The following is a 12,810-nucleotide window of genomic DNA, read 5'->3' as shown; positions in this document are numbered from 1 at the left end:
TCCAGGTTCCTTATTTCATGACGATTGACGTGATCCGAGGGTGTTCGCCTGGCCGTGGCTCCGCGCTCGCAGGCCGACGGTCACCCAGAGCAGCGCCCCGGCAAGACTGGCGAACGCCAGACACTGAATGGCCTGGCGAAGGTCACCGGCGAAAGCGGCCACAAAGGCCACCACCAGCGGGCTGACGAACTGGCCGAAGTACAAAAACGAGGTGAACCCGCCCAAGCCGCGACCACGGGTGCGGGCGGTCAAGGCATTCATCACCGGCGCCATGACGTTAGGCACCAGCAACCCGGAACCCAGGCCCTGGATGAGCACGGCCACCAGCACCGCGTTGTAGCTTTGCGCACGCATCAGCAGCCACAGCCCGATCCCCATCAGCCCCAGCAACAAGGCGTTGCAACCGGCGATGCCAAAGCGACGGCGCAACAACGGCCACGCCAACGAACCACCCAAGGTCGCCAGCAGGCTCAGCCCTGCCGCCAGGCCGATCATCGTGCTCGAGGTAATGCCCAGGCCAACCAACAATGTCGGCGCCTGGATGGCCATGACGAAGGTCAGCACCATGCCGCCCAGAATCATCAAATAGCCAACCACCAGTTGCAGCACCGCGACCTTGGCCGGCCCCGACTCATCAATCTGCTGCTCGAGCGCCTGCCGCTTCACCACGGGTGGCTCCCACAGCACCTTCACCATCACCGGCACCAGCAGCAGGGGCAGCAAGTACAACAGGAACGGCGAACGCCACGAGTGCTCGCCGAGCGCTCCGCCCACCACGAAGAACAGCGCGCCCACCAGGCCGATGGTCACCACCTGGCGGTTGACGTAGCGCAGGCGCTCCTCGCCGTGCCAATAGTCGGCGATCAGGGTTGCGCAGCAGGTCATCACCGCCGCCTCGGTGCAACCGAAAAGCAGCCGTGCCCCGACAATCGCGGGCAAGCTATCGAGCATGGCCGGCAGCGCGCCGAGCACGGCGTAGAGCACGGTAGCAATCACCAGCAACGCCTTGCGCCCGACCCGGTCGGCCAACCAGCCGGCCAAGGGCGCGCAGAGGGCAATCGCCAGGGCCGGGCCGGTGATCGCCAACGGCACCAGCAGATCGGCACGAGGCTCCAGGGGACCGAATTCAGCGCCCAACCGGGGCAGGATGGGCGCAACCATCACCGAGCCCATGATGGTCAGGCTGCTGCCGAGCATCAGCACCAGCCCTTCGCCTCGACCGGCCTGGCGCGACGGGGCGCCGGCCGTTGAAACGGAACTTGATTGGTTCATGACGAGCCCCTTAGAAGCTTTGAGAGATACGCAACGCTGCGGTGTAGCCTTCGGCGCGGTTGCGCGCATCAAGCTCCTTGTAGACATGCAGCCACACCGGTGGAATGCCGGGTTTGAAGTAGCTCACCGCCGGCCCGACGGCCAACACCCGGGCGCGGTTGCCGGTTTCCAGCCCCGGCGCATCGTCATCGGTGAACTGACGGTAGTAGTAGCCGCCCACGCCTAAGGTCCATGGCCCGACGTGCTGGCCCACGGCGAATTCGTGACGGTACTCGACGCCGTTCTTGTAGTCGGTGTCGTGGTTGCGGGTATTGATGTCGGCTTCGAAGCTTGAAGACACCTCAAAGCCACTGTCAGTGATGTACGTGGCGTTGAGGATCGGCGAGAAAGTCCAGTGATTGAGCCCCGGTGAGATCAAGCGATTCTTGTCGTAATCGCCCGTGGGGGCCTGGACCTGGAATTGGGCATTGACGAACAGGTTCGGCGAAAGCGTCCACTGCAGGATCACCGGCAGCACCTGCATGTCAGCCATGCGAAACGGATCGGCGTCAAGGTTCAGCGGGCCGACTGGCGTCTGCACCTGCAGCGAAGCGTCCATCTGGAAGAACGGTACGACGGCGCCGAAGCCATACTTGGCGCCCAGCACGGTGTAATCGGTCATGCGCATGTAGGCGACGCCGATGGATAAAACATCCAGGGAGAAATTGTTGTCCACGGACTTGCCGTGGCGGTCCTTCTGCACGTTGGCCGAATAGAACGCGGTGCGCAGGCCGACGGTGCCAAAGGGCGTGGCCGGCGGCATCATGCCTGCGCCGAAATCATAAACCCCGACCGCCGTGGTCGGCGCGCCGTTTTCGGTGCCATGGGCAGCGGTACAGACACCGATCAACCCCAGGGTCAACCACGTACAGCGCCAGGCGTTTGTTTTTTTATTTTGATTCATCGAATGCCCCTCCGACCATGTGGTGTTGGGGTCATCCTAGGGAGCCGGCCGGTCAGCCGTTATCCGTTTTCAGCACAGATGCGTGCGACGCAAGGTTTGCGACGGGGTTTCGCCAAACAGGATCCGGTAATCACTGGAAAACCGGCTCAAATGCCAGAACCCCCAGCGTGCCGCCACCTCTTGCACGCCCAGCGGCTGATCACCATTACGCAGCTCACGACGCACCGCATTGAGACGCAACGCCCGCAAATAAGCCACCGGGTTGATGCCCAGCGTCTCCTGGAAGCAGTACTGCAGTTTCCGCCGGCTGGCGCCGATGTGGTTGCACAGGTCGAGGATCGACAGCGGTTCATCGACATGGGCCAGGGCGTACTCCCGGGCTCGGTCGACCATGCGTTTGCGCGCCGTGGGGTTGAGCGGTGGCGCCTCGTCCGGCGCCACCAGCTCCAGCACATGCAACATCACTGTGTCGCGCAGGCCCCGGCGAATCGACTCGTATCCCAACAATGACTCGCGCCCCTGCTCGCCCCCGTCAAGCTCATCGAACAGCGCGGCGAGCTCGGCGGGCAGCGTCGAGTCGCCGAGGCGGTAACACTTGGGAAGATCGGTAATTCGAAAACGACTGCCCTGTCGCTCCAGCACATGCGCCAATGCCTGCTCTTCAATCGCGACACCGAGCAAGTCCAGATGCTGGGGCGTGCGCAACTCGGGCAGGTTATGACCACGGGCGACCAGCAGGCTGGGGTCGACAATCGGGTGCCCGGAGCAAAAGACCGGCCCGTCGGCACTCAACGGCACGCTGAAAGTAATGGCGCCCTCCCAGGCAATGCCCCGCTTGGTCAAGGCCTGATTAGAGCGATCGCGCACCAATTGCATCCAGTCGCAGCGCAATTCGATCAGCTCGCCTTCGAAGCGCCCCGGGGTCAACTGGTCGTAGCTCACCTGCCACCCACCCATGTTCCGGGCGTGCTCGTCGATGTCTGCGGTGCGAAACCGATTGATCGGCAGCGCTGGCAACACGTTTGCCGAGACCGGTGGCTGCGCCATGGTGTGGTTGTTCATTGACCCGACCTTCGATGATTCCAGGACTTATGGATCAAAGGTCAGGCAAGTTCCATTCCGCCAGGGAGCCAGATCATGTAATTGTGCCGAAAACGGATAATTGACCGGAAGGCATCGCGCATCGCAGGAGTACGCTGCGGTACGTTCCCCTTGCCCAAGCCAGTTTGAATATCGTCAATGCCCAGCAAAATCCGTATCAATGCCCATGCCCTGCCCCGTGTGCACACGGTAAGGTAGGCAGAATCATCCGGATCGAGGTGCGCCGTGGCGTCCTATTCTCTGCGTCAGCTGAAGTACTTCGTCACCACCGTCGAATGTGGCAGCGTCGCTGAAGCCTCTCGCAAGCTGTACATCGCCCAGCCATCGATTGCCACGGCCATCAAGGGGCTGGAGGACAGTTTCGGTGTGCAGTTGCTCATTCGTCATCACGCCCAGGGCGTGTCGCTGACCCCCGGTGGCGCACGCTTCTATCGCAAGGCCCAGGAGCTGTTGCGCATGTCCCGGGAGTTCGAACAGAACGCGCTGGCCGATAACGACGTGGTCAGCGGGCAGATCGACATCGGCTGTTTCGAAACCGTCGCCCCGCTCTACCTGCCGCGCCTGATCGCCGGTTTCCGCCAGCGCTTCCCGGGCGTGGAAATCCGTGTGCAGGACGGCGAACAACAGGAGCTGGTGCAAGGTTTGACCGGTGGACGGTTCGACCTGGCGATTTTCTACGAGCACGACCTGGACAGCACCATCGAGACTGAAGCGCTGACCGCGCCGCAACGACCCTATGCATTGTTGCCGGCCGGGCATCGCTTTGCCGGTCAGGCCCAAGTGTCGCTGCGTGACCTGGCGCTGGAGCCGATGATTCTGCTGGACGTGCAACCCAGCCGGACCTATTTCGTGAGCATCTTCGAAGAACTGGGCCTGACACCGAACATCGTGTTCAGCTCGCCATCGATCGAGATGGTGCGTGGCATGGTCGGCCAGGCGTTCGGCTTTGCCGTGCTGGTGACCCGGCCGCAGTCCACCTGCACCTACGATGGGCAACAGGTGGTCTGCGTGAACATCGCCGAGGACGTGACGGGGTCGGCGCTGGTGGCCGGTTGGCTCAAGCGTGCGCACCTCACCAAACCAGCGCAGTTGTTTGTCGATTACTGCAAGGAACAATTCAAGCAGTGGTTACCGTGAGCCACAGCAGGCCAGCCCGCCCCGGCCTGTAAGTAAAACACCAACCCCGTGGCGAGGGAGCTTGCTCCCGCTGGGTTGCGAAGCGACCCCAAACAGGCTGAACCCAATTTCCATGACACACCGAGGGCGCCAGGCTTGGGGCTGCTGCGCAGCCCAGCGGGAGCAAGCTCCCTCGCCACAAGGGGTGTGCCTAGCGAGCCGCCCAGGCGTTGAAACGTTGCTCCAGCTCCTCGCCATGGTCGACCCAGAACTCGGCATCCACCGCCTGGGCTTCAGCCAGATTGGCCTCGGCGGTGGGCAACTGCGCCTGCACCGCCGCAGGCAGCAGGGCCAGGGTCTGGCGATGCACCGGTCCGTAAGGGATGTTTTCCGAGAACACCTTCTGGGTCTGTGGCTGGCTGGCGAAAGCAATGAACTGTTCAGCCAGGGCCTTGTTTGGCGTGCCCTTGACCACCGCCCAGTACTCCGGATCGTACAGGCTCTGCGGCCAGACGATGCTCAGCTTCATGCCTTCCTTTTGCGCCGAAGCGATGCGGCCGTTGTAGGCGGCGCTCATCGCCACATCCCCTGCCACCAACCACTGCGCCGGTTGCGCGCCGGCCTCCCACCACTGGATATTCGCCTTGATCTGGTCGAGTTTGGCGAAGGCCCGGGACACACCTTCCGGCGTGTTCAACACCTTGTACAAGTCTTGCGCCTTGACCCCATCGGCCAGCAACGCGATTTCCAAGGTGTACTTGGCGCCCTTGCGCAGGCCGCGCTTGCCCGGGTACTCGGCAACGTTCCAGAAATCCGCCCAGGACTTGGGCGCCTTGGCGAGCTTGCTCTGGTCGTAGGCCAGGACCATCGACCAGACATAGGTGGCGACACCGCATTCATTGAGGGCCCCCGGCACATAATTCGTCGGATCGCCCATCCGCCCCAGGTCGAGCTTCTCGAACAGGCCTTCCTCACAGCCACGCAACAGCTCGGGGCTTTCCACTTCGACCACGTCCCAGCTGGTATGCCCGGCTGCAACCATGGCCTTGATCTTCGACAGTTCACCGTTGTATTCGCCGGCCACGATGCTTCCTGCACCACTGGCGTTGAAAGGTTGGAAGTAGGCCTTGTCCTGGGCCTGCTTGGTAGCGCCGCCGAAAGAAATCACGGTCAGGCTTTGTGGCGCGGCTACAACACTGGTACTCAACAACGCCAGGGCACACGCAATATTGCAACGCAAGGATCTGGACATGGAGCGGTTCCTCGAAAATACCAGCTCGCCCGCACGAGCCGGTGACGGGACTCAAAAGTGACCGTAAATACGGGCGGTAAGGTCTACAGCAAAGGCTCTTGTCGGCCTGTTCATGGGTGTCGCCTGGCTGACCGCGAGGAATCTCCTTCCCTTGAAATCGTCCTCCTCAGGCACCTTGCGGTCAGCAATCATTGGGATCACAGAGATAACTCGCCAGCCGATCCATCAAGCGGTCGCAGGCGGCCATCTGTTCAACGCTCACGTATTCGTCGGGCTTGTGCCCCTGCTCCATGCTGCCGGGGCCACACACCACCGTCGGCACGCCGGCCTGATGAAACAGGCCGCCTTCGGTGCCGAATGCGACGGTCCTGAACGCGGCGCTGCCGCACAGACGGGCAATCAGTTGCGCGGCGGCGCTGTCAGGCGAGGTCGCCAGGCCCGGGTAAGCGGACAGCTGTTCAAAACGGATCGCGGTGTCGCCTTGCACCGCACGCATCGGCGGCAACAGCACCTGTTCGGCGTAGTCCTGCAACTGCTCGACAACCGCCTCTGGGGTGAAATCCGGCAAGGCGCGCACTTCAAAATCGAAACGGCAATCGGCCGGGACGATGTTCAATACCGTCCCGCCCTGGATCACCCCGACCTGCACCGTCGAATACGCCGGGTCGAAGCGCGGGTCATGCAACGAAGGATCGGCCAGGTCAGCGCCAATCTCGCCCAGGCATCCAATCAAGCGCGCCGCCTGCTCGATGGCGTTCACGCCATAAGGTGCGTAGGCCGAATGGCAAGCCGCCCCTTTGACGTGGCAACGCATCGCCAACTTGCCCTTGTGGCCCAGCACCGGTTGGAGTTGGGTGGGCTCGCCGATCAGGCACAACACCGGCTGGGGGACGCGTTGAGGCAGCACCTCCAGCAGACTGCGCACGCCCAGGCAACCGACCTCTTCGTCATAGGAAAACGCCAAGTGCACAGGGCGGCGAAGCGGGCTGGCGAGGAATGTCGGCACCGCTGCCAGCACTGACGCCAGGTAGCCCTTCATGTCCGCCGTGCCGCGTCCGAACAGCTTGCCATCCACCTCGCTCAGGCAAAACGGATCGACCGTCCAGGCTTGACCATCCACCGGCACCACGTCGGTATGCCCGGACAAGACCACGCCACCGGACACCGCCGGGCCGATACTCGCCAACAGGTTGGCCTTGGTCCGCTCAGAGTTGTAGATCAGCTCGCAGGCCACGCCCAAGCCTTGCAGGTAATCGCGAACGAACTCGATCAGCGCCAGGTTCGAATCGCGACTGACCGTGGCGAAGCCCACCAGGCTGGCGAGCATTGCCCGGCTGCGCAGCTCACTCATCGCCCGGCACGCCATAGCTGGGCGCCGCTGTCGGGTCCAGGGCACGGGTCAGGTAATCCTGAAGCTGTGGCTGATAGGCCAGCCAGAGTATCTCCAGTTCGCCGATGGGATTTTCCTCGGCCCAATCCACCCGCAGATCGACGATGGGCCAGGTCAGGTCATCCACCACCGACAACGCCGCCGAATGCACCGCCCCGGCTTCGCCACCGGCCGCCTGCCCGGCCTGCAACGCGCTCAGCAGGCGTGACGCGAGACAGCCTTCACTGCGTTCGAAAGCCGCGACCATGGCCTCGATCACCCCCGGGTTGGCCAACAGATTGCCGGCCGCCACGCACTGATCACCGGCCAGTGCGTTGTGAATGCCCAAGGCGTGGCTGCCACTGAAAATCGCCGTGTGCCCGTGGGCATCGACCACGGCCACCTGACGGTACTGGCTGTAGCCATTGCGGGCCAGGGCGCGGTCCACCGCCTCTTGCGCCGCCAGACCGCCAGCCAGCTCGTCCAGGATCAGCGGGCCGAGGGCCGGCAGCGTAATGTTCTGGCTCGACACCGCGCCGACGCCGGCCCGCAACCAGGGACAACGGGCACCCACGGCAATGCTCGAGGAACTGATAGCAATCCCCAGCTGGCCGGTTTCGGCGCAGCGTCCGACGATGGAAAAAGTCATGCTGCACTCCTTATTCGGGGATGACCGCGATCACGTCGATTTCCATCAGCCACTGCGGCTGCCCAAGGGCGCTGACCACCAGCCCCGTGGAAATCGGGAAGACGCCCTTGAGCCACTTGCCGACCTCCTGGTACACCGGCTCGCGGTAGCGCGGGTCGATCAGGTAAGTGGTGGTCTTGACGATATGGCTCAGGTCGCTACCGGCCTCTTCCAGCAATTGCTTGACGTTGCGCATGGCCTGTTCGGCCTGGGCGCGAGGATCGCCGAGGCCCACCAATTGGCCGTTGAAATCAGTGCCAACCTGACCACGCACATAGACGGTGTTGCCGGCTCGTACGGCCTGGCACAGGTCGTTGTCCAGTGTCTGGTTCGGGTACGTGTCCTTGGTGTTGAACATGCGAATGCGCGTGTGAGTAGGCATCAGCGAACTCCCGTGAGGCTGGTTTTCGAAGGGCGCGAATCGCTATCCAGTGCCGGGGCCTGGCGCTGGGTAGCATCTTGATAGGTGAGGTAAATGCGTTGTTTCACGATGTGGTCGGCGATATGCCGGGCGTCATGCCACACGCCCCAGATGAACGCCGAGCCGCGCCGTGACAACCAGGGCAGGCCGACGAAATACAGGCCCGGTTCGCTGGAAACCCCACGTTGGTGCCGAGGCTTGCCGTTGGCGTTGAGCGCGTCGACCTTCAGCCAGCTGTAATCCACTGAATAGCCGGTAGCCCAGATGATCGTGGTCACGCCAGCGTCGACCAGGTCCAGCGCCAGGATCGGCTGGGTCAGGCAGTGCGGATCAGGCGGCAGCTGACGGGCTTCGGGGTCGAGCGGCAGGTCCAGGCCATTGCGGGCAATGTAGGCATCGGCGGCGTCCAGCAGCGCCAGGTAATTTTCGTCGCCACGGGCGATGTTCTCGGCCAGGTTGTCTTCAAAGGTCACCACGCTGGCGTTGAAGGATTTCGTCAGGCCCACCAAGGTAATGCCTTCATGGGCCAGCCGGCGGAAATCCACGGTATAGCCACCACGGGCACCGCTCACGGCAATGGTCACATGTTCCTTGCCGGGCTTGACGGCCTCCGCATCCCACTCGCCGAGCACCCCGAGCCACCAGCAGAAATCCCGGTTGCGATAGGCCCGCGGCGGACGATCATGGGCGCCTACCGAGAGGTAGACCTGCTTGCCGGCGCGCTGCAATTCATCAGCGATCTGCACCCCTGACGAACCGGCCCCCACCACCAACACCGCGCCCTCGGGCAGTTGCCCGGGATTGCGATACTGGGCGGAGTGAATCTGGGTGACCGACGCCAGTTCCGGCGCGATCGGCGGGATCACCGGCTGCTGGAACGGCCCGGTGGCAACCACCACATGGATGGCCTCGATCAGGCCCTCGGAGGTTTCAACGGTGAAGCCCGGACGGCCGACATTACGCTCGACTTTCCTGACCTCCACGCCAGTACGGATCGGTGCGTTGAACTGGCGGGCATAGGCTTCGAAGTAATCGGCAACCTGGTCCTTCGCCGCGAAGGCATCGGGGTCGAGCCCTTCGAATTCCAGCCCCGGAAAACGGTCATGCCAGGCCGGGCCGTTGGCGACCAGCGAATCCCAACGCGCCGTGCGCCAGGCCTCGGCAATCCGACTGCGCTCCAACACAAGGTGAGGCACCCCTTGCCGGCTCAAGTGTTCACTCATGGCCACGCCGGCCTGGCCGGCGCCTATGACAAGCGTATCGATGTGAGTTGTTTCAAAAGGCATGTCTGTGCACGTCCGGCAGGAGATTCGGTTCAGGTCGGCATGACGCCGCCTCGGGTTCTGATTGTTGTTCTGCGGTTGCGACTATTGATGGGCGGTGTCGAGGCGATTGTGTTGGCGGGCGGGGATTTACGAAACGAGGGTTTTTATCGTTGCTGGGAAGGAAAAAAATGGGCTACTGCGCGGGCGTGAGGAACGATCTTCACCGTCCCCGCAACCTGATCATTCCCGCACCCTACGTGGGAACGGTCAAACGGTGGGCACAGACGCGGATCGGAATGGCCAGCTCAGCTCAACCGCGCCGGAAACGCCTTGAGCTCCAGCTTTTCCATTACCAGCCCAATGAACGCCGAGACCGCCAGCGGCAATTGGCGCCGGCTCGGGTAGAGCACATTCAGGCCGAAGCCGATACGCTGGTATTGCGGCAGAACACGTACCAGCCTTCCAGCTTCCAGATCCACGCGGCTCAGCGCCGAGGGCAGCACGGCGATGCCCAGGCCCGCCACGGCAGCCTTGCGCTGCGCTTGAGCGGTGTTGGCGTTGAAGCGGCAGGGAACCTGCACCTCCTGTTCGGTGCCGTCTGGGCCAATGAGCCGCCAGTGACTCAAGCCGCTGGGATGGGAGAAGCTCACGCTGTCGTGGTGAGTCAGGTCCTGCAGCGAAGTCGGCGCACCACGCTTGGCAATGTAAGCGGGACTGGCAACCATGCCGTCACCGTCGTTCTTGATGAGTTGGCGCCCGACATAGCCGGAGTCCTGTAGCGGACCACCGCGAAAAGCCACGTCGATACGGTCGGCAATCAGGTCGACACGGGCATCGCTGAGCACGAAATCAAGCTGCACCCGAGGATGCGCGGCGAGGAAGTCCGCCACCCATTGCATCGGGAAAAAATCGAAGAAATCCGCCATCGCCGCGATACGCACCAGGCCGCTGGGTTCATCGCTGCCCTTCATCAGTTCCTGCCCCGCCTCGGTCAGCCCGTCCACAGCGCCGACGCAGCGCTCATAGAACCCCTGCCCCACCTGAGTCAGCGTGAGTTTGCGGGTGGAGCGTTGCAGCAGTCGCGTCCCCAATTGCGCCTCCAACTGCTGGACGCGCCGGCTCACGGTATTGGACGGCATGCCCAAGCGCCTCGCTGCTTCGGCAAAGCTGCCGCTGCGCACCACCTGGACAAACAGTGCGACGTCGTTCAGATCGAGCATTGGGTCGCCATTCCTTCGCTTTTTGGATGAGTTCAATCCGATTGTATCGACTAATCAATCTATTGCCAGGCACTTATCCTGCTCACATCGAGGCCCATCCACGCTCAAGCATCCGAGGTCAACCATGAACAGCATCGTCGCCGCGCCACCGCGCACCATCGTCCACCGCACCCGGGGCAACCGCCACGGGCCGATCACCCGCCTCATGAGCCCGGGCGACCTCGGCCAACGCTGCAAGCCCTTTGTATTTCTCGATCTCTTCGCCTTCAAGGCCGACGCCATGCGCAGAGGTTTCGGCATGCACCCGCATTCCGGGATCGCGACGCTGACCTACATGATCGAAGGTCAGGTGGTCTACGAAGACACCACTGGGCAATCGGGTGTACTGCCCAGCGGTGGCATGGAGTGGATGCAAGCCGGTAACGGCGTATGGCACGACGCCCGGCCGGTCGGCAGCTCGTCGATCCATGGCTTCCAGCTTTGGGTCGCGCTGCCGGCCGCTGAAGAAAACGCACCGGCCCACAGCGTCTACCTGGCACCCGCCGATATCCCCCGTGAAGGTCCGGCGCGGGTGTTGCTCGGCCAATATGGCGCTGCTCGCAGCAACGTTGCAGCCCCGGCGGGTACGAATTATTTGGCCGTGCAACTGAAAGACCAGGAACGCTGGCGCTACACGCCACCGGCTGGGCACACCGTTGCCTGGCTGGCCGTCAACGACGGCAGCCTCGACGCCGGCGGCAGCGTCAATGCCGGGGAAATGGTGGTCTTCGAAGAGTCCGGCGCAGCCATCGACATCGTTGCCAAGGGCACGACCTCCTTCGTGCTCGGCTCGGCGGTCAAGCATCCCCACGATCTGGTGCTGGGTTCCTACTCGGTGCACACCAGCCAAGCGGCGCTGGAAAAAGGCGAAAACGAAATCCAGCGCATCGGCGCCCTTTTGCAACAAGAGGGCCGGTTGGCCTAGCCGACCCTCGACTCAATCCCTATCTGTTTTCTTTTGAGGTGAATCATGAGCAACATCGGTCTCGATCTTCTGCTGTCCCGCGCCCACGTCGGCAAGCTGTCCCTGAAAAACCGCATGGTCATGGCCCCCATGACCCGCAGCCGTGCAGGCACCGGTGACGTCGCCACCCCCCTCATGGCCGAGTACTACAGCCAGCGGGCCAGCGCTGGTCTGATCGTCAGCGAAGGCTCCCAGGTTTCGGCCCAGGGCAAGGGTTACCTGAGAACGCCGGGGATTTTTACCCCCGAACAAATCGCCGGCTGGAAACACGTGACCGACGCAGTTCACGCCGAAGGCGGGCAGATGTTCCTGCAGCTGTGGCACGTGGGCCGGCTCTCCCATCCGTTGGTGCAAGTCAACGGCGCCCAACCCGTAGCCCCTTCGGCAATCAAGGCCGACGGCGAGATCTACACCCCTGAAGGCCTCAAGCCTTATGAACTGCCAAGAGCGTTGGGCCTCGAAGAAATCCCCGGTGTGGTTGCCGATTTTCGCCAGGCCGCCGTCAACGCGAAACTGGCCGGCTTCGACGGCGTGGAGATTCATGGCGCCAACGGCTACCTGATCGATCAGTTCCTGCGCGACGGCACCAACCAACGTACCGATGCCTACGGTGGCTCGATCGAAAACCGCGCGCGCTTTCTCAAGGACGTGGTCGAGTCGGTGATTGAAGTCTTTGGTGCCAGCCGTGTGGGTGTTCGCCTGTCGCCGATCTTCAGTTATTTCTCGATGAGCGACAGCAACCCGCAGGCGACTTTCGACCACACCGCCAGGATGCTCAGCCGTTATGGCCTGGCCTACCTGCACATTGTGGAGCTGGGTGAAGGCGCGTTCGACTTCCTGGAACTCAAACGCCGTTTCGGTGGGTCTTACATTGCCAATGGCGGCTACAGCGCCGAACGCGCGGCCACAGCCATCAGCCGCGGCGACGCGGACCTGGTCGCGTTCGGAACGCCATTCCTGGCCAACCCGGACCTGGTGGAGCGTTTCAAACAAGGGCAGGCGTTGAACGCGCCTGACGCGGCTACGTTCTATCAGGGCGAAGAACGCGGCTATACGGATTATCCAACCCTGGTCGAGGCTCAAGTGGGGCGGTAAGGGCCGAGGGATGTACCGCCGTCATCGCCAGCAAGCTCGCTCCCACACTGGATCCGCAGCGGGCC

At 63.0% G+C, this 12,810-nt stretch carries 12 protein-coding genes; 3 read left to right on the top strand and 9 right to left on the bottom strand.

Translation table 11 applies throughout. The annotated features are described in order from the left end of the window. Positions 1-15: 15 nt before the first annotated feature. From CD58_RS12775 to CD58_RS12765, 3 genes are all read right to left on the bottom strand, one after another. Positions 16-1,272 (bottom strand): MFS transporter, encoded by a 1,257-nt coding sequence (locus CD58_RS12775; protein WP_025213387.1) that lies wholly within the window; start codon positions 1,270-1,272, stop codon positions 16-18. 10 nt (positions 1,273-1,282) lie between these two features. Further along, positions 1,283-2,215, bottom strand: a complete 933-nt coding sequence (locus CD58_RS12770; RefSeq protein ID WP_025213386.1) for a SphA family protein — start codon at positions 2,213-2,215, stop codon at positions 1,283-1,285. 69 nt (positions 2,216-2,284) lie between these two features. Then, entirely contained in the window at positions 2,285-3,277 is a 993-nt protein-coding gene (locus CD58_RS12765; RefSeq protein WP_025213385.1) for a helix-turn-helix domain-containing protein, read from the bottom strand. Between the two features lie 264 nt (positions 3,278-3,541). Between CD58_RS12765 and CD58_RS12760 the strand changes: the two genes are divergently transcribed. Next, positions 3,542-4,453 (top strand): LysR substrate-binding domain-containing protein, encoded by a 912-nt coding sequence (locus tag CD58_RS12760; RefSeq protein WP_025213384.1) that lies wholly within the window; start codon positions 3,542-3,544, stop codon positions 4,451-4,453. Positions 4,454-4,643: 190 nt separating this feature from the next. Here the strand turns inward: CD58_RS12760 and CD58_RS12755 are convergent, their stop codons facing one another. The 6 genes from CD58_RS12755 to CD58_RS12730 form a co-directional block, all read right to left on the bottom strand. Continuing rightward, positions 4,644-5,684, bottom strand: a complete 1,041-nt coding sequence (locus tag CD58_RS12755) for an ABC transporter substrate-binding protein (RefSeq protein WP_025213383.1) — start codon at positions 5,682-5,684, stop codon at positions 4,644-4,646. Positions 5,685-5,865: 181 nt separating this feature from the next. Next, positions 5,866-7,035, bottom strand: coding sequence for an acetylornithine deacetylase (gene argE / locus CD58_RS12750; protein ID WP_025213382.1), 1,170 nt, complete (start codon positions 7,033-7,035; stop codon positions 5,866-5,868). Next, complete coding sequence (locus CD58_RS12745; protein ID WP_025213381.1) at positions 7,028-7,702, bottom strand: DUF1028 domain-containing protein; 675 nt, start codon at positions 7,700-7,702, stop codon at positions 7,028-7,030. The genes argE and CD58_RS12745 overlap by 8 nt, the downstream gene beginning before the upstream one ends. Positions 7,703-7,712: 10 nt before the next feature. Continuing rightward, positions 7,713-8,123, bottom strand: coding sequence for a RidA family protein (locus CD58_RS12740; protein WP_003201555.1), 411 nt, complete (start codon positions 8,121-8,123; stop codon positions 7,713-7,715). Continuing rightward, positions 8,123-9,448 (bottom strand): flavin-containing monooxygenase, encoded by a 1,326-nt coding sequence (locus CD58_RS12735; protein ID WP_025213380.1) that lies wholly within the window; start codon positions 9,446-9,448, stop codon positions 8,123-8,125. Before CD58_RS12735 ends, CD58_RS12740 begins: the two co-directional genes overlap by 1 nt. Before the next feature lie 284 nt (positions 9,449-9,732). Further along, entirely contained in the window at positions 9,733-10,647 is a 915-nt protein-coding gene (locus tag CD58_RS12730; protein WP_025213379.1) for a LysR family transcriptional regulator, read from the bottom strand. A 124-nt stretch (positions 10,648-10,771) separates the two neighbouring features. Here CD58_RS12730 and CD58_RS12725 point away from each other — a divergent pair, with 124 nt between their 5' ends. Together CD58_RS12725 and CD58_RS12720 are read left to right on the top strand one after the other, a co-directional pair. Beyond that, the gene (locus tag CD58_RS12725; RefSeq protein WP_025213378.1) at positions 10,772-11,611 is read left to right on the top strand and encodes a pirin family protein; all 840 of its coding nucleotides are present in this window, start codon (positions 10,772-10,774) and stop codon (positions 11,609-11,611) included. A gap of 45 nt (positions 11,612-11,656) precedes the next feature. Then, positions 11,657-12,745, top strand: coding sequence for an alkene reductase (locus CD58_RS12720; protein WP_025213377.1), 1,089 nt, complete (start codon positions 11,657-11,659; stop codon positions 12,743-12,745). Positions 12,746-12,810 lie beyond the last annotated feature (65 nt).

The organism is Pseudomonas brassicacearum (assembly GCF_000585995.1).
Taxonomy (GTDB): Bacteria; Pseudomonadota; Gammaproteobacteria; order Pseudomonadales; family Pseudomonadaceae; genus Aquipseudomonas; species Aquipseudomonas brassicacearum_A.
This window is presented reverse-complemented; position numbering and strand designations above follow the sequence as displayed.